Annotated in this window: 21 protein-coding genes; 9 read left to right on the top strand and 12 right to left on the bottom strand. The window is 66.2% G+C overall.

Features of this window, described 5'->3' with window-relative positions:
• Nucleotides 1-30 precede the first annotated feature (30 nt).
• On the top strand, nucleotides 31-1,326 hold the full coding sequence (locus QTI24_RS22095; protein ID WP_286603419.1) for an MFS transporter: 1,296 nt from the start codon (nucleotides 31-33) through the stop codon (nucleotides 1,324-1,326).
• Nucleotides 1,327-1,339: 13 nt separating this feature from the next.
• Here the strand turns inward: QTI24_RS22095 and QTI24_RS22090 are convergent, their stop codons facing one another.
• The 5 genes from QTI24_RS22090 to QTI24_RS22070 form a co-directional block, all read right to left on the bottom strand.
• Complete coding sequence (locus QTI24_RS22090; protein ID WP_286603417.1) at nucleotides 1,340-2,176, bottom strand: SRPBCC family protein; 837 nt, start codon at nucleotides 2,174-2,176, stop codon at nucleotides 1,340-1,342.
• The gene (locus QTI24_RS22085) at nucleotides 2,166-2,642 is read right to left on the bottom strand and encodes a (2Fe-2S)-binding protein (protein WP_286603414.1); all 477 of its coding nucleotides are present in this window, start codon (nucleotides 2,640-2,642) and stop codon (nucleotides 2,166-2,168) included. The genes QTI24_RS22090 and QTI24_RS22085 overlap by 11 nt, the downstream gene beginning before the upstream one ends.
• Entirely contained in the window at nucleotides 2,639-3,520 is an 882-nt protein-coding gene (locus QTI24_RS22080; protein ID WP_286603412.1) for an FAD binding domain-containing protein, read from the bottom strand. Before QTI24_RS22080 ends, QTI24_RS22085 begins: the two co-directional genes overlap by 4 nt.
• Nucleotides 3,513-5,831, bottom strand: a complete 2,319-nt coding sequence (locus tag QTI24_RS22075) for a xanthine dehydrogenase family protein molybdopterin-binding subunit (RefSeq protein WP_286603409.1) — start codon at nucleotides 5,829-5,831, stop codon at nucleotides 3,513-3,515. Before QTI24_RS22075 ends, QTI24_RS22080 begins: the two co-directional genes overlap by 8 nt.
• A gap of 157 nt (nucleotides 5,832-5,988) precedes the next feature.
• The gene (locus QTI24_RS22070; RefSeq protein ID WP_503011301.1) at nucleotides 5,989-6,975 is read right to left on the bottom strand and encodes a Bug family tripartite tricarboxylate transporter substrate binding protein; all 987 of its coding nucleotides are present in this window, start codon (nucleotides 6,973-6,975) and stop codon (nucleotides 5,989-5,991) included.
• Between the two features lie 227 nt (nucleotides 6,976-7,202).
• On the opposite strand from QTI24_RS22070, the gene QTI24_RS22065 reads away from it, so the two are divergent.
• A complete protein-coding gene (locus tag QTI24_RS22065) occupies nucleotides 7,203-7,763 on the top strand; it encodes a MarR family winged helix-turn-helix transcriptional regulator (protein WP_286603407.1) in 561 nt (186 codons plus the stop codon).
• 4 nt (nucleotides 7,764-7,767) lie between these two features.
• On the opposite strand, the gene QTI24_RS22060 is transcribed toward QTI24_RS22065, so the two are convergent.
• Together QTI24_RS22060 and QTI24_RS22055 are read right to left on the bottom strand one after the other, a co-directional pair.
• Entirely contained in the window at nucleotides 7,768-8,535 is a 768-nt protein-coding gene (locus tag QTI24_RS22060) for a class II aldolase/adducin family protein (RefSeq protein WP_286603406.1), read from the bottom strand.
• Between the two features lie 31 nt (nucleotides 8,536-8,566).
• Nucleotides 8,567-9,160 (bottom strand): HD domain-containing protein, encoded by a 594-nt coding sequence (locus tag QTI24_RS22055; protein ID WP_286603404.1) that lies wholly within the window; start codon nucleotides 9,158-9,160, stop codon nucleotides 8,567-8,569.
• Nucleotides 9,161-9,266: 106 nt separating this feature from the next.
• On the opposite strand from QTI24_RS22055, the gene QTI24_RS22050 reads away from it, so the two are divergent.
• On the top strand, nucleotides 9,267-9,980 hold the full coding sequence (locus tag QTI24_RS22050) for a Crp/Fnr family transcriptional regulator (RefSeq protein WP_503011300.1): 714 nt from the start codon (nucleotides 9,267-9,269) through the stop codon (nucleotides 9,978-9,980).
• A gap of 4 nt (nucleotides 9,981-9,984) precedes the next feature.
• Here the strand turns inward: QTI24_RS22050 and QTI24_RS22045 are convergent, their stop codons facing one another.
• Nucleotides 9,985-11,157, bottom strand: coding sequence for an ABC transporter substrate-binding protein (locus QTI24_RS22045; RefSeq protein WP_286603401.1), 1,173 nt, complete (start codon nucleotides 11,155-11,157; stop codon nucleotides 9,985-9,987).
• A gap of 229 nt (nucleotides 11,158-11,386) precedes the next feature.
• Between QTI24_RS22045 and QTI24_RS22040 the strand changes: the two genes are divergently transcribed.
• Together QTI24_RS22040 and QTI24_RS22035 are read left to right on the top strand one after the other, a co-directional pair.
• On the top strand, nucleotides 11,387-11,824 hold the full coding sequence (locus QTI24_RS22040; RefSeq protein ID WP_286603400.1) for a hypothetical protein: 438 nt from the start codon (nucleotides 11,387-11,389) through the stop codon (nucleotides 11,822-11,824).
• Between the two features lie 177 nt (nucleotides 11,825-12,001).
• Nucleotides 12,002-12,397, top strand: coding sequence for a hypothetical protein (locus QTI24_RS22035; protein WP_286603399.1), 396 nt, complete (start codon nucleotides 12,002-12,004; stop codon nucleotides 12,395-12,397).
• A gap of 9 nt (nucleotides 12,398-12,406) precedes the next feature.
• Here QTI24_RS22035 and trmB read toward each other — a convergent pair whose 3' ends face one another.
• From trmB to QTI24_RS22015, 4 genes are all read right to left on the bottom strand, one after another.
• Entirely contained in the window at nucleotides 12,407-13,156 is a 750-nt protein-coding gene (trmB, locus tag QTI24_RS22030; protein ID WP_286603397.1) for a tRNA (guanosine(46)-N7)-methyltransferase TrmB, read from the bottom strand.
• Nucleotides 13,156-14,070, bottom strand: coding sequence for a tRNA glutamyl-Q(34) synthetase GluQRS (gluQRS, locus tag QTI24_RS22025; protein ID WP_286603493.1), 915 nt, complete (start codon nucleotides 14,068-14,070; stop codon nucleotides 13,156-13,158). Before gluQRS ends, trmB begins: the two co-directional genes overlap by 1 nt.
• 16 nt (nucleotides 14,071-14,086) lie before the next feature.
• On the bottom strand, nucleotides 14,087-15,157 hold the full coding sequence (locus tag QTI24_RS22020) for an NAD(P)/FAD-dependent oxidoreductase (protein WP_286603395.1): 1,071 nt from the start codon (nucleotides 15,155-15,157) through the stop codon (nucleotides 14,087-14,089).
• Nucleotides 15,158-15,230: 73 nt separating this feature from the next.
• Nucleotides 15,231-16,184: a LysR family transcriptional regulator gene (locus tag QTI24_RS22015; protein ID WP_286603394.1), complete on the bottom strand. Its 954-nt coding sequence runs from the start codon at nucleotides 16,182-16,184 to the stop codon at nucleotides 15,231-15,233.
• A gap of 145 nt (nucleotides 16,185-16,329) precedes the next feature.
• On the opposite strand from QTI24_RS22015, the gene QTI24_RS22010 reads away from it, so the two are divergent.
• The 4 genes from QTI24_RS22010 to QTI24_RS21995 all read left to right on the top strand — a co-directional run bounded on the left by QTI24_RS22010 (nucleotide 16,330) and on the right by QTI24_RS21995 (nucleotide 19,141).
• The gene (locus QTI24_RS22010) at nucleotides 16,330-17,031 is read left to right on the top strand and encodes a pirin family protein (RefSeq protein WP_286603392.1); all 702 of its coding nucleotides are present in this window, start codon (nucleotides 16,330-16,332) and stop codon (nucleotides 17,029-17,031) included.
• A 39-nt stretch (nucleotides 17,032-17,070) separates the two neighbouring features.
• On the top strand, nucleotides 17,071-17,508 hold the full coding sequence (locus QTI24_RS22005; RefSeq protein WP_286603390.1) for a DoxX family protein: 438 nt from the start codon (nucleotides 17,071-17,073) through the stop codon (nucleotides 17,506-17,508).
• A 136-nt stretch (nucleotides 17,509-17,644) separates the two neighbouring features.
• Nucleotides 17,645-18,205, top strand: coding sequence for a flavodoxin family protein (locus QTI24_RS22000; protein WP_286603389.1), 561 nt, complete (start codon nucleotides 17,645-17,647; stop codon nucleotides 18,203-18,205).
• 21 nt (nucleotides 18,206-18,226) lie between these two features.
• Complete coding sequence (locus QTI24_RS21995; protein WP_286603388.1) at nucleotides 18,227-19,141, top strand: pirin family protein; 915 nt, start codon at nucleotides 18,227-18,229, stop codon at nucleotides 19,139-19,141.
• Nucleotides 19,142-19,143: the final 2 nt, after the last annotated feature.

Genomic DNA, 19,143 nt, shown 5'->3' with positions numbered 1-19,143 from the left:
CGTCGGCGCATTCTCCAGGGGATAGAAGCAATGCAAGCCAGAGCATTCCGTTGGTATGGCGTGATCACCTTGTTCGTGATCGTCGCCATCTCCTATGTCGACCGCATCAACATCGCTGTCCTGATCACCGATCCGGCGTTTCTCGAGCACATCGGAATCACCCGGGAGGATCGCGTGAGCCAGGGGCTCCTCGCGACTGCGTTCATGGTTGGCTATGGCGTGTCGGCATTCGTGCTGACGCCGTTCTGCGCTGCGCTGTTCGGGGTGCGAAGGAGCTTGATCCTCGGCCTCATCCTGTGGGGCGTCGTGACCTTCATCACACCGTGGTTCGAGGGCTACGGGATGCTGCTCGCGTCCCGTGTGCTGCTCGGCGTGTCCGAAGGTCCGTTGTTCTCGCTGGCTTCTTCCTACATCAAGGCGCACTTCGAGAGCCATGAGAACGGCAAGCCCAACTCCTTCGTCAACATGGGGACGGGCCTGGGCCTGGCGCTCGGCTATCCGCTCATCGGCTACATGCTCGTCCACTTCCATTGGGAGACATCGTTCTACGTGCTGGGTCTGATCAACGTTGCGCTCGGCATTCCGCTGGTGGTGGCCTTCGTGAAGATGCCGACCTCGTACTCCGGCATGAAGAAGCCGAAGTCCATCGGCGATGCGATGACGCACGTGGGGGACATCGTCAAGGGCGCGCTGCAAACGCGCTACCTGGTGCTGATCACGGTGCTGACCTCGGCGACGCTCGCCTATCTCTGGGGCAGCAGCAACTGGTTGCCAACCTATCTCAAGGAAGCTCGCGGCTTCTCGCTCAAGGAAATGGGCTGGCTGGCGTCCTTGCCGCAGTACGCGACCGTCGTGGCCGTGCTGCTGGGCGGCGTGATCATCGACAAGATCGAGCGGCAGCGCGTGCCTTTCATCTTCATGGTGGCCAGCGCTGGCGTGGCGCTGTCGGTGCTGCTGGCGATCTGCACGGCCGACCGCTATCTGGCCGCCTACGCGCTGATCGCGGCGAACTTTTGCTGGGGCCTGCAGAGCCCTGCGATTCCGAGCACGGTTCAGTACTGCTCGCGTCCGGAGCACGTCGCCAGCGCCTTCGGCGTCGTCAACGGCACCGGGAGCCTGGTCGCCGGCTTCATGCCGGCCTTGATGGGTGGCGTGATCAGCTTGATGTCGGGCGGCCATGGCGCTTCCGGCGGTGCGGCCTCGGGCTTCTTCTCAGGATTCGCTTTGCTCATCGGCACCCAGATGGTGGTGTTTGCCTGCGGTTTCCTGCTCTGGCTCCGCGAGCGCAAGCTGCAGGTGGCAGGCATCAGCGCAACGCCGGCCTGACACCCGCCGCGCATCACTTGATCAGATCCCGCAGCCAGCCCTTGCATTGATCGGCGCCTTCGAGGGGCCAATCGATGCTGACGGTCTTGTCGAGTTGGCGCACTTCGATGCGGATGAACCGTCCCGAGGCCGAGACGGTCGCGGGACGGCCGGTCCTGGCGCCGAGCAGGCGTGACCACCAGCCCGGTTCGGTCTCCGGCTCGCTGACCTGGATGGATGGCGAGGGCGCGACGGGCGTGCCCGCTGCGGGCATGCGTTTTCCACTGTCCGAAAGAATCGGCGCGTAAGCGGTGCCTGCCTCCGGCAGCGGCCCAGCGATGGCAGGCTTGGCGGGCGCGGCCGCGGGCCGGGATGCCATTGGCGCCGGTGCAGCAGCCAGTGCCTTGGTGGGGGAGGGTTCCACCCCGCCATCGATTCGTGCGGCGAGGTTGGTGCCGAACTCTTCCCACATCCGGTCGGCCTTGGTCTTCATCACGCTCAGGCCGAAGGTGCCCAGGCGGCCGAGCACGTCGACCTTGACCTTGATGCGCAACTCGGTGCCGCCTTCCGCGGTGGGCGTCAGGAAGATCTCGCTCTGCTGCTTCAGCGAACTGGCCACGGAGGCATCCTCGCCCGTGCCCTCGGCCCGCAGGTAGCTCGGTTCGCGTTGCTCTACGAGCGTGGTGCGCAACTTGAACTTGGCGCTCACGAAGGCGATCTTCACGTGCATGAGCGCCACGTACTCGACGTCGCTCACGACCTCGATGGACTGCATGCCGGGCACGCAGCCGCCCATCACTTGCGGATCGAGCAGCATGGCCCACACGCGCTGCGGCGGCGCCGCGACTGTCAATGTCTTTTCAATTTCCACGCATCTTCTCCGAGGCGGTCAGGATGGATTCGACGATCTGGGTGTAGCCGGTGCAGCGGCAGAGGTTGCCGTTGAGACCGTGGCGCACTTCATCGACCGTCGGGTCGGGGTTGTTCTTGAGCATGGCGCAAGAAGTCATGAGAAAGCCGGGCGTGCAGTAGCCGCACTGAAGGCCGCCGCACTGCATGAAGCTCTCCTGCAGCGGGTGGAGTTCGTCGCCTTGGCCGAGGCCTTCGACGGTGGTGATCTCGCGGCCTTGCACCTGCACGGCCAGCATCAGGCAGGACTTGACGACCTCGCCATCGACCAGCACCGAGCAGGCGCCGCAGATGCCGGTTTCGCAGCCGCGCTTGGTGCCTGTGAGGTGCAGGTCATCACGCAGGAAATCCGAGAGCAGGCGGCGCGCCGGCACGTCCACGCTTTGTGCTTCGCCGTTGACTGAACATTCGATACGGTGCTGGGTCATTGCCGGGTCCCTTCATTGATGTCGAGGCCGAACAGTTCGGCCACAGTGCGGCGCGCGACGATGCGCGCCATGTCGCGGCGGAAATCCGCCGAGCCGCGCGTATCCGACACCGGTTCGATGTCGGCGGCGACGATGTCGGCCACTTCGGCCGCGATATCGGCAGTGACGGTGCGGCCTTCGAGGAAGGCTTCGGCACGCCGTAGCCGCGTCGGGATGGGTGTCGATGCGCCAACGGCGATCCTTGCCTCGCGGCAGAGCGCGCCCTCGCGACGCGCGATCAACGCAACGCTCGCCAATGGCCGATGCTCGGCGGCCGTGCGCAGGAAGCGCGAGTACACGCCCGACGTGCCAGCTTGAAGCGGAGGCACGCGGATCTCGATCACCATCTCGTCGGGCTCCAGCGCCGTGACGTAGTAGTCGACGAGAAACTCTTCGATGCTCAACACGCGTTCGCCGCGGCTGCTGCCCAGCACGACCTGGGCGTCGAGCGCCATCAGGCAACCGGGCGGATCGGTGGACGGATCGGCGTAGCAGAGGTTGCCGCCGATCGTGCCCTGGTTGCGCACCTGCGGGTTCGCCACGCGCGAAGCCATGCTGGCGAGCACGGGGTAGTGCGCGCGCACGATGGGCGAGTTCGCCACGTCGGCATGGCGCGAAAGCGCACCGATGCGCAGGCCACGGCGCTCGTCGAAGTCGATGCCGCGCAGCGGCTGCAGATGCGCGAGGGACACGAGGTGCGTCGGCGTCAGCATGCGCTGGCGCATGCCGAGCATCAAGGCCGTGCCGCCGGCAATCGCGCGGCATTCATCACCCAGGTCCGCCAGCATCCGGCTGGCCTCGTCGATGGTGGTGGGTTCGAGATAGTCGAAATCACGCATGGCGTGTCTCCTCTTCCTTGCGCTCGCGCAGTGCGGCGAGGATCTTTTCGGGCGTGATCGGCAACTCGGTGATGCGCACGCCGATGGCGTCGTACACCGCGTTGGCAATCGCGGGTGCGCCGGGGAGGATGGCCGTTTCGCTCGCACCCTTGGCGCCATAGGGGCCGTTGGGGTCGTTCGATTCGACGAAGCCGCCGCGCAGCAGAGGCACGGCGTCGGCCGTCGCCATCGTGTAGTCGGCGAAGTTGCCGTTCATCAGCCGGCCGCCTTCCACCTGCATCTGTTCATAGAGCGTCCAGCCGAAAGCCTGCACCGTGGCGCCGTTGGTCTGGCCGTGGATCGCGATCGGATTCAGCGCCTTGCCGCAGTCGTCGGCCACATAGCTGTCGAGCACGGTGATCTGGCCGGTCTCGGTGTCGACTTCGACTTCGACGGCTTGCGCGGCGAAGGAATAGGCCGGCGCGATGTTGCCGTACACCTTGTCGTCGTGCATGACAGTCTGGGCGTCCCAGGTGCCGCTGACCTGGATGCCCTCGCCGCCGTGGGTCCAGATGTGCAGCTTGGCGAGTTCGGCGATGGTGGCGCGGCGTTCGGGCGCGTCGGCGACGAACACGGCGCCGCCGCCGATCTTCAGTTGCTCGGCCGGCACGTTCCATTGCTTCGATGCGAGCGCGAAGAGCTTGTCGCGTGCCATGCGTGCGGCGACGATGGCCGCATTGCCGGCGGCGATGGTCACGCGCGACGCGAGCGAGCCGATGGCGATGGGCGATGTGTCGGTGTCGGGTGGCACGACGTGCATGTGGGCCAGCGGCAGATCCAGTTCGTGCGCCACCACCTGGCTCAACATGGTCATCGCGCCCTGGCCCATGTCGCATTCGCCGCTCATGATGAACACGCGGCCGTCCTCGTTGATCTTCACGATCACCGTGGAGCCGTCCCAGTTGCCGATGGTGCGGTTGCCGCTGACGTGCATCGCTGCGGCCATGCCGACGCCGCGCCGCTTGACGCCGGGGGTCTTCGGCGAGGCGCGCTTGGCCTCCCAGCCGATGGCGTCGATGGCCTGGTCGATGCACTCCACCAGGCCGGTGCTGCCGATCTTCCATCCGTGGATCGAGACTTCGCCGACGCGGATCGCGTTGCGCTTGTGAATGAGCGCCGGGTCCAGCCCGAGCATCTCGCCCATCGTGTGGATGTGGCTGTTGAGCGCGAACTGCATCTGCGTGCCGCCGAAGCCGCGAAAGGCGCCGTGCGGCGGGTTGTTGGTGTAGACCAGCGTGGCGTGCGAACGGACGTTGGGGTTGCGGTGCATGTTGTCGCTGCGCATGGCGGTGACGTGCATCACCTCGGCCGAGAGCCCGCTGTAGGCGCCGCATTCGGCAATGATGCGAACGTCCTTCGCAACGATCAGTCCGTCGCGGTCCATGCCCAGCCTGAGCGTGATGCGCTCGGGCACGCTGGAGCTGGCCGCGAGGAAATCTTCCAGGCGGTTGTTGATCAGCCGCACCGGCTTGCCCGTCTTCACCGCCAGCAGACCGGCGATGAGGTTGTTGGCATCTTCCACCAGCTTCCCGCCGAAGCCGCCGCCGGTCGTCGCCTGGATCACCCGGATGCTGGAGATCGGACGCTCCAGTGCCGCCGCCAGTCGCAGCCGCGCCTGCGTGACCGATTGGGTCGAGGTCCAGACCACGAGGCGCCCGTCGGGATCGATGCTCGCCACCGTGCCCATCGGCTCCAGGTAGCCTGGGTACTGTGCGTGCGCGTAGTAGGTGGCCTCGTGCACCACGTGGGCCGAGGCGAAGCCGCTGTCGACGTCACCGCGCTCGAAGCGGATCTCGTGCGCGACGTTGTTGCGCTCCGGATGCACGCCCGGCGCCTCCTCGTCCATCGCCTCCTCGGGCGTGAGGATCGCCGGCAGTTCCTCGTACTCGACGCGGATCAGGTCCAGCGCGTCCCGCGCGATCTCTTCGGTCGTGGCCGCCACCGCAGCCACTTCCTCGCCTGCGAAGCGCACCACGCCCTCGGCAAGAATGCGCCGCTCCTTGTGATGCACCCCCCACATCGCGCGCGGCGCCTCCGCGCCCGTCAGCACCGCCTTCACCCCCGGCAGAGCCAGCGCTTCGGAGGTGTCGATCGACACGATGCGCGCATGTGGATAGGGACTCCGCAGCACCTTGCCATGCAACATGCCCGCGACCTTGATGTCGCCCGCATACATCGCACGCCCCAGCACCTTGGCCCGTGCCGTGACCTGGGGGATATCGGCCCCCAGCGTCGACGCGCTGGAGGTCGGAGGATTCGAAGAATGTCTCATCGTTGATTACCAAGAAGCCGGCCGCTTCCGTCCGCCAATGGCAAGCGAAGCGAAGCCCGTTCATGAAACACCGCGGATCCGGCTCAGCCGATCCGCCGGTGTTGCCCCCGGCAGGGGGTAGGCGGCGACACGAAGTGCGCAAGCCTGGGGGCGAGCCCTATTCCACGGTGATCCCGAGATCCTTGATGACCTTGCCCATGACTGTGTAGTCGCTGGCGTTGATCTTGCTGAGCACATCCGGCGCGCCGCCTGCGGGCAGGGCGCCAAAGACCGCCAGCTTCTCCGTTACTTCGGGCGACTTCAGGATCTCGTTGAGGTTCTCGTTCAACAATTTGACGACAGGCGCGGGTGTTCCCTTGGGCGCGAAGAACCCGTTCCAGGCACCCACCACCACGTCCTTGTAGCCCAGCTCGACCAGGGTCGGGACGTTCGGCGCCAGCTTGGAGCGCTGGGCATCACCGATCGCCAGCGGGATGAGGCGGCCGTTCTGCAGGTACTGGCGAACGGCGCCGAAGGTGACCCAGGCCGTGTCGACGTGGCCGGCAACCACATCGGTCACCGACGGGCCCACGCCGCGATAGGGGACATGCGTGATCTTCACGCCGGCCGCGCGGTTGAGCCATTCGCCGACGATGTGCATCGGCGAGCCGGCGCCGGGGCTGGCGTAGGTCACGGACTTGCCGGACTTGGCGGCGGCGATCAACTCCGGCAGCGTCTTGACACCGAGACCCGGATTGGCGACCAGCACCAGCGGCTGGGTGGCCGTGTTGATGATCGGCTCGAAGCCGTGCAGCACGTCGTAGCTGGCACTGGGCGACAACTTCATCACCAGCGGGGCCGTGGTGAAGGGATTGGGCGTGAACAGCAGCGTGTATCCGTCGGCAGGCGCGCGGCTCACGAAGTTGTTGCCCAGGGCGCCGCCGGCCCCGGGCTTGTTGTCGACGATCACCGTCTGCTTCAGCCGCTGCGAGAGCTTGTCGGCGAAGAGGCGCGCGATGGCGTCCGTGTCGCCTCCCGGCGGATACGAGACGATCATGCTGACGGTCTTGGACGGGTAGTCCGGCTCGGCGATGGCATGTCCGGCGGACATGGCGCATGCCGCCATCGTGGCCGCAAGAAGGACTTGGCGACGGGTCGAAAACATCACTGGCTCCTGGAAGGGCCATGCGGGACGCGGGAGCGATGCATGGCGGCTGGCAACTGAATGAACTTTGGCGATTCATTAGTAAAACAACGGTTTACTAACGAATACGTCATTGTGAAGTCATTGTTGATGCATCAACTTGCTGCAAATACCAATTGACGTGTTAAAAAATAGTGATCTACGTGATTGAAATGGCCTCGCGCGTTCGCATGAAACAATGCGGGGCAATGACAGACAAACGCATCACTTCTTCCCCCACGGTCGAGGCGGCCACGCCCTGGACCGAGCTCGACGAGGCAGGCACGACGCTGACGGTCGATGCCTTCATCACGACCATGATGAGCCAGGTGGGCAACGCGCTCCGGCGCACGATCACGCTGCCGTACGCGGATCAGTTCGGCTTGTCCGTATCGGAATGGCGCGTGCTGTCGCTCGTGGCGCACTCGGAGCGCCTGGCGTTCAGCGATCTGGTGAAGCAGTCCACTTCGGACAAGGCACTGGTCAGCCGCACGCTCAAACTGCTCGAAGCCCGGGGGCTGGTCGAGTTGCAGGCTGAAGGCAACACCCCGCGCAAGAAGGTCTACTGCGCGGTGACAGCGGCAGGAAAGGCGCTGCACGCAGAGGCGATCCCGATCGCCCGCCGGCGCCAAGCCGCGGCAATCCGTGTGATGACACCCGACGAGCGGGATGCGATGTATCGCGCGCTGCTCAAGCTGCGCGAGTACTGCAGGGCAGCAGAAGAAGCGCGCGACGAGGATTCGCCCGACGCCTCCGCCCTGGATATCTGAAGATTCAGTTCTTGTAGCTGGGGTCGACGCGGTCGAGCTTGCGAATGAGCGAAGGCCAGACGAAGACGCCGCCCAGTCCACCCGTCTGCACCTTCATCGCATGGCCCACGCCTTCGACGATGCGCGGGTCGACCTGCGTCAGCTCACCGCCGCCGGCTTGCGCGGCGATCTGGATCTGGCAGGTGTTCTCGAAGGTGTACATGCTCAGGAAGGCGTCGGCGATGGTCTTGCCCACGGTGAGCAGACCGTGGTTGCGCAGCATGAGGTAGTTGGCGTTGCCCATGTCGGCCTGCAGACGCGGCTTCTCGTCGTCGCGGAAGGCCACGCCCTCGTAGTCGTGATAGGCGAGCGACGCCAGCACGAAGGTCGATTGCTGGCTGATCGGCAGCACGCCGTTCGTTTGCGCGCTCACCGCGATGCCGGCGCGCGTGTGGGTGTGCAGCACGCACTGAATGTCTTCACGCGCGGCATGGATCGCGCTGTGGATCACGAAGCCCGCCGGGTTCACGGGGTAGGGCGAATCGATCACCTTGTTGCAGTCCTTGTCGACCTTGATCAGGCTCGACGCGGTGATCTCGTCGAACATGAGGCCGTAAGGATTGATCAGGAAATGATGCTCCGGTCCCGGCACGCGCGCGCTGATGTGCGTGAAGACGAGGTCGCTCCAGCCGTACAGCGCAACCAGTCGGTAGCAGGCCGCGAGGTCGACGCGCAACTGCCATTCTTCGGCGCTGACGAGTTTCTGGACTTCACTTTGGGAGGTGGCGTTCATCGAGGGTCTCCTGGGATGGATGAGGTGCTTGTCAGGCCGCGGCCGTTTCGGATTTCAGCGCGGACTTGTAGATGCTCTGGCGGGGTTGTGCCATCACACGCCGCAGCATCGGCTCGAATTCGCTGATCGGCAAGGTCTCGGCGTTCGCATCGAAGGCCGGGTTGTCATAGAGCTCGCAGAACTCAGCGGTGCGCTCGAAGCTCGGGTGGCTGCGGAAGTTCTCGCGCAGGTCACGGTCGAGGCCGATGTGATGGAAGAAGTAGTGCCCCTGGAAGATGCCGTGGTGCTGCACCATCCAGTGGTTCTCCTCGGCCACGAAGGGCTTGAGGATCGCGGCGGCGATGTCGGGATGGTTGAAGGTGCCGAGTGTGTCGCCGATGTCGTGCAGCAGCGCGCACACCACGTACTCCTCGTCGCGGCCGTCGCGCAGTGCGCGCGTGGCGGTCTGCAGCGAATGCGTGTAGCGGTCGATCGGAAAGCCGCCGTAGTCGCCTTCGAGGATCTGCAGGTGCTTGATCACGCGCTCGGGCAGGCCGGTCGCGAACTGCATGAACTCGCCGCCGATCAGTTGCCAGTCTTCACGGGTGCTGTCCTGCATGCGGACGAATTTCGCTCTTGCATTCATCGTGGTGTTCTCCTTGGTGTGCGGCCCACTGTAGACCTGCGGTTGACGCTCAACTGTCAAGAATTTGACAATGGAGCGCTCTCGTTAACCCCCGGAATTGCCCTCCATGCCCAGACCTCGCCTGTCCGCCGCGCACCGCGTCGCCGTGGAGACCAATCCGTGGTTCGCCTCCATGCCCCGCGCCCAGCGGGAAGGTCTTCTCGGCGCGGCCGAACTGATCCACCTGCGGCGCGGTGCGATGGTGTTCAGGCAGGGCGATCCGGTGCACGTGGCGGGCGCGGCCTTTTTCCGTCTGGCCGCGGGGACGATCAAGATTTCGACATTGCGGCAGGACGGCCGCGAAGCCATCCTCGCCGTGCTGGAGCCCGGCAACTGGTTCGGCGAGATCAGCCTGATCGACGGCTCGCCGCGCACCCACGATGCGACGGCGCTGTCCGCGCTGGACCTGCTGGCCGTTCCCTTCGAGGCCTTCGCGCACCAGATGGAGGGAGCAGCCTTTGCACGCGCGATCGCCGCCTTGCTGGCGGCGCGCGTGCGCGGCCTCTACGGACTGATGGAGGACGCCACGCTGCGCGGCTTGCGCGCCCGCGTCGCGCGTCGGCTGCTCGCGCTGGCGCGGGGCGATGCGACGCAATCGCCCGACCCGCGCCGCAGCGTGGCGCTGCCTCAGGAGGCGCTGGCGATGATGCTCGGCGTGACGCGGCAGACCTTGTCGAAGGAACTCAACGCCCTGGCGCACGAAGGCGTGATCGCGCTGGGCTATGGGCGGATCGAGTTGCTCTCCCTCGATGCGCTGCAACAGTTGGGCAGCGCCGGGTAGGGCCTCAGCGAAGCACGCGTCCGTCCTTGGTGATGCTGATGAGGTCGATGGTCCGCCCGGGATCGCGCAGGCCCGGCCGCAGGTTGATGCGGAAGCCGCCCACGTCGTAGTCCGTCATGCCTGCCATGACGCGCTGAATCGCGGCCGGCGTGAACCCGCGGCCCGCCCGGCGCACCGCTTCGCCCGCCGCCTTGGTGGCGATGAAGCCTTCGAGGCCTTCATACGACGGCGTCTGGTCGGAGTTGTCGACGGCGGCGAGGTATTCCTTGACGATCGGGATCGCCGAGGAGCGCGGCGAGGGCACCACCTGCGAGATCACGATGCCGCCGATGTCCTTGCCGAGTGCCGTGTAGAGCGGATCGATGCCCACGATCGAGAACGCCATGAAGGCTCCGGCATAGCCGCGCTTGCGCAGCTTGCGGATCACGTTGGCCGTGGTGCCCGAGAGCGATACCAGAACGATGACCTGCGGCGATTGCTTCTGCACCTCGGCGAGCGCCGCATCCACCTTGTCGCCAGACGCGGGCACCAGCGCGGTTGCGACCAGTGGCGCGAGCTTGAGATCAGCCGCCGCCTGCTGCACTGCCGCGAGCCCGGCGCGACCCATGGCGTCGTCGTCGCCGATCAAGGCGATGCGCGTCTGTCCGACGGTGGCGCACTGGCGGACGATCTTGAAGGCCTCGTCGGCCATGCTGGGCCGGACGTGGAACACGTTAGGGTGGCCCGCTGCACGCAGGTTGTCCGCAGCCGCGAAGGGGGCGAACAGCACCGAGCCCTGCTGCGCTGCTGCGGCCGCGCCGGCTTCGCTGCTGGCGGTTCCGACAAAGCCGAAGAGCATGTCCGCCTTGTCGGTGGTGAGAAGGGTGCGGGCGTTCGTGGCCGCGCGCGCGGCGTCATATCCATCGTCGAGCTGCAGCAGCTTCAGCTGGATGCCGCCGCCGGCGCCGCTTTCGTTGAATTCGGTCGCATAAAGCCGGCAACCCGCGGCGAACGCCAGGCCGATCTCGCTGGCCGCACCGGTCAACGGGACCGATTGGCCCAGGACCACGGTGCGCGCGGCGGAGGCCGTGGCGCGCGTCGTCGTCTGGGCGTGGCTCGTCCGGCCCGCATACAGCCCTCCACCGAGGAACAGTGCGGCGCCGGTCTTGCCGAGCCAGGCCCTGCGTGACAGGTTCATCAGACACCTTTCGTTGTAATTGACAAAAAAATGTAGCAACTTCGATGCCGTAAATGAAGGCAGTAAGTCACGGCCGGTCGTTCTCTGTCGGGCTTGTGGCACCAGAGCTGGGCCGCAATGGCCTTGCATTTGTAAACTTTTGTATTTCGACTGTGGCTTATTGCACAGTGAAAAAGTGCCATCCACTGTCACCATTCCCGCTGGACCGGAATCCATCCGGCTGGATGAAATGAAGCAAAAGTCACTCGATATCGCATTGCTGGAAAACGCGCTGGCCGCCATTGAAAAGGTGCTCGCCCACGCCGACAGCGAACTCCAAGGCGCCCCGTATCTCGGGCCCACCGCCAACGTTCCCCTCGAAGCCCTGGGCGGTGATCCGCAGAGCCAAGAACAGCGCCTGCGCACCAGCGCCGCGCAGTCCGCCATCAACATCTGCCTCAGCTCCGCGGCCGCGCTGGTCGACGTCAGCCAGGCTCTGATGGGCACTCCCAAGGATCGGTCGCGACAGGATCTCGAGCGCGAGTGGCAGGCGCTGATCACCCACACCAAGATCGCGAGCCGTTCTGCCTACCGTGCCGCGCTCATCATGGCGGCGCAGAAGAACCTGGTCGCGGCGCAAGGCCTTGCAGCCGACGAAGCGGAAGACCTTTCCATCCTCACGCACTGACCGCCAGCCCACATGAAGGTGAGATGCCCGATTTGCGACACCGAGAACCGCGGTATCGCCAAGTTCTGCATCGGGTGCGTGAACCCGTTGCCGACGGCTCTTGCGGCGCTGGGATCTGCACGGACGGACTTTTCACCACCGCCTGAGTCGTCCCGGCGGCCGAAGGCAGGACCCGCGTTGGCTCCGGTTCATGAGCCGAACCGGGGCGCGTGGTTCACGATTGGGGGGCTGGTCGTTGCACTGACCGTGGGTTCCGCAGCGGGGTGGCTGCTCTCGGGCCCCGGCGCGGTGTACAAGGCCGAGCCGGTGGCGGCCTCATCGCCGCCCCTGCATGCTCCCGCGCCGCCCGCTCAGAAGGACAGGGTCGCAAAGCCTGTCGCAGCGGCCCGACCCATGCCACGTGAATTCGTCGAACCCGGCGCAGCCTGCGCGGGCCTGAACTTCTTCGCCGCAGCGCGGTGCATGGCCGCTCAATGCCTGAAGCCGGCCTTCAAGCCGCACGCACAGTGCGAGGCCGTGCGCAGGCAGCAGCGGCTCGAAGCGGAAAAGCGCAATCCGATCCTGGCGAACTGAGCTCGATGCTCAGACGCGTTCGAACACCACGTCCCACACGCCGTGGCCGAGTTTGAGACCGCGGTTCTCGAACTTGGTGAGCGGGCGATAAGCCGGCTTGGGCGCATAGGCCTCGGCCGTGTTGCGCAGCAGCGGCTCTTGCGAAAGCACTTCGAGCATCTGTTCGGCGTAGGGTTGCCAGTCGGTGGCGCAATGCAAGTAGCCGCCGGGCGCCAGTCGTTCCGCCAGCTTGCGAACGAAGGGTGACTGGATCAGCCGGCGCTTGTTGTGCCGCGTCTTGTGCCACGGGTCCGGAAAGAACACGTGCACGCCGGCCAGCGTCGCAGGCTGCAGCATGTGGTCCAGCACATCGACGGCGTCATGCGCGCAGATGCGGATGTTTTGCAGGTTCTGCTCGCCGATGCGCTTGAGCAGCGCGCCGACGCCGGGCTCGTGCACTTCGCAGCAGAGGAAGTTCTTTTCCGGCATCAGTGCGGCGATGTGCGCTGTGGCCTCGCCCATGCCGAAACCGATCTCCAGGATGGTGGGCGCATTGCGGCCGAAGGTCGCTTCGAAGTGGAGCGGCGCGGCGCGGTAGGGCAGCAGGAACTGCGGCCCGAATTGCTCATAGGCCCGGGCCTGGCCCTCGGTCGTGCGGCCGCCGCGCTTGACGAAGCTTTTCAGGCGGCGATGGAGCGGATGCGCCTCGCCAGTGGGTTTGTCGCCGGCGGGCATGTCGTCCGGCGGATCGCGGGGGAGGTCGGTAGTGGGGCTGGTCATCACGGCCGCGGATTGTAGAGTTCGCGCCACTGAGGCACCCAGGTCGCGAGCGCTTCGGCGGTCGATGAGGTTCCCGCGGCGGTCAAACCCAGCACCTGCGCCGCCGAGTTCAGGGCGGCCAGCGCATCCGCCGATGTGGCGGTCGTCAGCGGTGTTGCGCCGTTCTGCTTGGAGAGCTTGTCGCCATCGGCGCCCCGCACCAGGGGTGTGTGCAGGTAGCTCGGCGTGGGTACGCGAAGCGCTTGCTGAAGGAGGATCTGGCGCGCAGTGTTGTCCGCCAGGTCTTCGCCACGCACGACGTCGGTCACGCCCTGATCGGCGTCATCGACCACGACCGCGAGTTGATAGGCCCAGGGGCCGTCGGCGCGCTTGAGCACGAAGTCGCCGACCTCGTTCGTCACGTTCTGCGCCTGGCTGCCGAGGCGGCGGTCGGCCCAGTGCAGGCCGGTCGATTTCCTGTCGGCCTCGAACTTGGCGACGGCAAAGCGCCATGCACGCGCCGGCTTTCCGTGCAGTCCGTCGCGGCAGGTGCCCGGGTAGATGCGCTCGCCGTGGCGCGCATGCACGATGCCGCTGCGCGCGAGCGCCTCGTCGATGTCCTTGCGCGAACAGCCGCAGGGGTAGGCCAACTGCGCGGCCTTGAGCTTGTCGAGCGCCCGTTCGTAGGGCCCGGTGCGCCGGGTCTGCCAGACGGGCGTATCGTCAGGCGTCAATCCGCACGCGGCGAGCTGCCGGAGAATTTCCTCTCCCATGCCAGGCAGGCAGCGCTCGGTATCGGCATCCTCGATCCGCACCAGCCAACGGGCCTGCGGACCCGTCGCTCGCACATCCAGCCAACTGGCGAGCGCGGCCACCAATGACCCGGCGTGCAGCGGCCCGGTGGGCGAGGGTGCGAACCGGCCGATCCGAAGCATCACCGCGGGAGGGGCGTCAAGCTACCTTGAGCGCCAGGGTGAGACCCGACAGGAAAGCATCCTCGACCCGGTGCCCCGTGCACCAGTCGCCAGCGACGCCGATGCGTGCCTTGGCGTCCCACAGATGCGGCTTGCCGACGGGTATTTGCGTCTGTGCCTCCGCCCAGCAGCGTGCCTGTGCGTGCGAAGGTTCGGCGCGGATGCCGGTGATCTCGGCGAAGGCGCGCAGGAGCTTGGCTTCGACTCTCGGCGCATCGTCGCGCAGATGTTCCTGCGACCAGGCTGCGCTGGCCTGCAGGGTCCAGCGCTCGATGCGGTCGCGGCCGGGCTTGGACGATTCGCGGGCGAGCCATGCCACGCGGTGGTGCGTGCTGCGCGCGGCATTCCACTGCGGGCCCAGGTGCGACATGGTCGGCTGGTTGGCCTGGGGGAAGGCGATCATCAAGGTCCAGCACGGAGCGATGCGCACCGCTTCGATCTTCTGGCTGATCTCCTGCGAATGCTTGCCGTTGTCCAGCAGGGCGCGCGTACGGGACGGCGGCACTGCCAGCAGCACCGTGTCGAAACCTGAATAGACATGCGTCGAATCGTCGACGCCCGCGGTGCGCAACTGCCAGCGCTTGGCGTCGAGTGCGTCGCGTTCGATGTGGGTCACTTGCGTTTGCGTGACGAGCGAATCGCCCAGCGGCACCGACCAATTCGCGACCAGCGCATCCATGCCGGGCTGCGCGACCCAATGCGGTTCGAGCGCGGGCAGGGCGGCTTCGGCGACGCGGCCGTGCGCGTCGAGCACGCGCACGAGGTTCGCGCTCCAGGGCTTGCACACCTTGGGCGCGGTTTCGAGCGCGCGCGCAAAGCGGGGGTCGCGGACGGTGAAGTACTGGGCGCCGCTGTCGAACCGGCCGAAGGGCGTCGATTCGCTCGCCATGCGGCCGCCCGCGCCGACTTCGCGCTCGAACACGGTGACGCGGTGCCCCGCCTGAAGCAGCGTGCGGGCGCATGCCACACCGGCGATGCCCGCGCCGATGACGGCGAAATGGCGCGATGCGGTGGATCGGTGACGGTCGGCGACAGGTCGAATGGTCATGGCAGTCTCATGTTGGTGTGGCAGTCGAAGCACTCTAACCGGGTTGGCGGCCTCATCGGCCGGCGCCGCCTGGTCATCTTCCGCGGTGGCGCTCCAGGAGGGCGCGACGCGTACCTTCGTGTTCGAACTGCTCCAGCCACCATTGCATTCCCCGGCCTGGCTGGCCGGCTGTGCGAACGCGCCACGCGCAATGCATGGTGGCGACGGGCGGAACGCGCTCGGTGCGTCGTTCGACCAGGTGACCCGCTTCGATGTACGGGCGCGCCATCGGCTCCGGCAGGAAACCGCCGCCCAACCCGTGAAGCTGCGCCGCCAGCTTGGCCTGCATGGTCGGCACGGTCAGCACATCCTGGCCGCCCACCAGATTGACGGTCATGCTCGGGCCCGCGCGCGATGAATCGGCGGCGGCCACGGCACGGTACTGGCGCAGCACTTCGTCGCTCAGCGGTTCCTCCATCCGTGCCAGCGGATGGTGCGGGGCGACGGCGTAGACGAAGGCCAGTTCCCCCAGCGGACGGCTGCGGATGCCCGTCGCGGTGAAGGCCAGGCTGGCTGCGTCGAGCACCGCACCGACCGCGAGGTCGGCCTCGCCGGAGGTCAGCGCCTCGATGGTGCCCAGCAGCGTTTCGTCGCGCAGCTTGAGGCGTGTCGGCGGCTCGAGCGCGTAGAAGGAGTTCACGAGATCGAGCAGCGGGTCGCGCGCGATGACGCTGTCGACCGCGATCGTGAGCATCGGCTCCCAGCCCGTGGCCACGCGCTTGACGCGGTTGGCCACCGAATCGATTTCGCCCAGCAGCCGCGAGGCCTCGCGCAACAGTTCCTGGCCGGCCTCCGTCACGCGTGCCTGCCGGCCGCTGCGGTCGAACAGCAGCACGTCCAGCGCGTCCTCGATCAGCCGCACTCGGTAGCTCAATGCGCTCGGCACCACGTTCAGCGCCCGGGCCGCGGCGGCAAAGCTGCCGGTGCTCGCCACGGTCTGCAGCATCGACAGCGCATCGGGTGTCAGGACATCGCGAGCAGTGGGCATGGTGGCCGATTGATCAAAAAAATTGAATGATGCCATCAAACGGCATTGCTTTTGCCCCAGGTCTGCCGCCCTAAAGTTCCATACATCCGCTGCGCACAGGGCGCGGCATTCGAAGAGCCCTCTAGGCGAGGGCAGGAGTTCAACGATGTTGCAAGTCCGCAAATCCCAGGAACGCGGTTATGCCGATCACGGCTGGCTGCGCTCCTTCCACAGCTTCTCCTTTGCGGGGTACTACGACCCGGCCCACATGGGTTTCGGCAATCTGCGCGTGATCAACGAAGATCGCGTCGCCGCGGGCGCCGGCTTCGGCACCCACGGCCACAAGGACATGGAAATCATCAGCTACGTGCTGTCCGGGGAGCTCGCTCACAAGGACAGCATGGGCAATGTCGAATCCATTCCTCCGGGCGACGTGCAGCGCATGAGCGCGGGCCGTGGCGTGATGCACAGCGAGTTCAACCACAAGGCCGACGAGACCACGCACTTCCTGCAGATCTGGATCGAGCCGAACGTGCGCGGCATCGCTCCGGGCTATGAGCAGAAGACGTTCCCCGAAGCCGAGAAGCGCGGCAAGCTGCGGCTGGTCGCATCGCCCGACGGCGCGGACGGCTCGGTGCTCGTGCATGCCGACGCGCGCCTCTTCGCAGGGCTGCTCGATGGCGACGAGAAGGCCAGCCTGACGCTCGACCCGAAGCGCAAGAGCTACGTGCACCTGGTGCGCGGCGAGCTCGAGGCCAATGGCACGAAGCTCGCTACCGGCGATGCGGCCTTGCTCGAAGGCGAATCGCAACTGACGCTCGGCGCCGGCAAGAATGCCGAAGTGCTCGTGTTCGACCTCGCGGCCTGAAGCCGCGCAACCTATTTTTTCAACCCAGGAGTAAATCCCATGTCCACCACCACCGCAAACTACGCCGCTCCGGCAACCGCAGGCGCTGCGCAAGACACGCTGGCACTCATTGGTCGCGTACTGATCGCGTTGCTCTTCGTGCCCGCCGGCTTCGGCAAGATCAGCGGGTTCGCTGGCGTCGTCGGATACATCGGCGCAGTCGGCCTGCCGCTGCCGGCGCTCGGCGCGGTCATCGCGATCGCCGTCGAACTCGGACTCGGCCTGTTGCTTCTCGTCGGCTACAAGACGCGCATCGTGTCCATCATCCTGGCCGTGTTCACGGTTGCGACGGCTGTGTTCTTCCACAACTACTGGGCCATGCCTGCCGACAAGGCGTACGTCAACCAGCTGATGTTCTTCAAGAACATTGCGATCGCCGGTGGCCTGCTCGCGATTGCCGCTCTCGGCGCTGGTCGGTTCAGCCTGGACCGGAGATAACCCCCAGGCTTGCCCACTTCGTGTGGCCGCCCACCCCCTTTCAGGGGGCAACGCCTGCGGACCGGCCAAGCTGGTCCGTGGCGTTTCTGGCTTGAGACGCCGTAGGATGCGGCGATTCATTGACTAGGAAGTATCGATGGCTGACATCGTTGTCGTTTTTCATTCGGGCTACGGGCACACCCAGCGCGTTGCCCAGGCGGTGGCCGAAGGGGCCGGCGCGCATCTGCTGGCGATCGATGCCGACGGCAATCTGCCGGCGCACGGCTGGGAAATGCTCGCCGGCGCCGACGCGATCATCTTCGGCTCGCCCACCTACATGGGCGGAGCGAGCTGGCAGTTCAAGAAATTCGCGGACGCATCGTCCAAGGTCTGGTTCAAGCAGGGCTGGAAGGACAAGCTCTTCGCCGGCTTCAGCAACAGCGCCGCCATGAACGGTGACAAGGACGCGACGCTCACTTATCTCTGGCACCTCGCCATGCAGCACGGCGGCCTCTGGGTCAGCCTCGGGATCATGCCGAGCAACGACAAGGCGGCGAAGCGCGATTCGATCAACTACGTCGGCGGCTACAACGGCCTGCTGACCACCTCGCCTACCGATGCGAGCCCGGCCGAGATGGCGCGTGGTGACCTCGACACCGCGCGCGCGTTCGGCGAGCGTGTAGCTGAGGTGGCAACATCACGCACCCCGAATCACTGAATCGTCCCACGGAGTACCACGATGACCGCACCACTGCTGCTGCAACCGCATGACAAGGACTTAGGTGGGGGCTTCAAGGTCCGGCGCCTGCTGCCGGCGGCGAAGCGGCGTTCTGTGGGGCCCTTCGTGTTCTTCGACCACTTCGGGCCGGCGACCGAGCAGCCCGGCTCGGAGCATGACGTGCGGCCTCATCCGCACATCGGCCTCGCGACCGTGACCTATCTTTTCGAGGGCGCGATGATGCATCGCGACAGCCTCGGCAGCGTGCAGGAAATCCGTCCCGGCGCGATCAACTGGATGACCGCCGGGCGCGGCATCGTGCACTCCGAGCGCAAGCCAGAGCGCTTGCTCGATGCGACCTACGTCAACCACGGTCTGCAGCTCTGGGCCGCCTTGCCGCAGGCGCACGAGGAGGTCGAACCCAGCTTTGCGCACACGGCCGCGGCGGACATCCCGTCGCTCGACCTGCAAGGTGTGCAGGTCCGCGTGCTCGTGGGCGAGGCTTTTGGGGTGCGCTCGCCCGTGGCAACCTTCTCGAAGACGATCTATCTGGATCTGGCCTTGCCGGCAGGCGCTCGTTTCGAATTGCCGGCGCTGGCGCCGGAACTGGCGATCTATCCCGTCGACGGCGAGGCATCGCTCGACGGCGAGCCGGTTGCGCAACACACCATGGCGATGCTGCCTGACGGCGAGGGCGGTGTGCTGACTGCGCAAGCGGCTGTCCGCGTCGTCGTGATCGGCGGCGAGCCACTCGACGGCCCGCGCTTCATCACCTGGAACTTCGTTTCGAGCCGGCGCGATCGCATCCTCGAAGCCGGCGCCGACTGGTCCGCTCAACGCATGGGCCACGTGCCCGGCGAGACCGAATTCATCCCGCTGCCCGGCCATCCCTTCCAGGTGCAGGCGCCCGCGGATTCCGGCACGACGCCGGTCTGAAA

The organism is Variovorax sp. J22P240 (assembly GCF_030316855.1).
GTDB lineage: Bacteria > Pseudomonadota > Gammaproteobacteria > Burkholderiales > Burkholderiaceae_C > Variovorax.
Note: the sequence above shows the minus strand (reverse complement) of the source record. Positions and strands in the feature narration are given on the sequence as shown.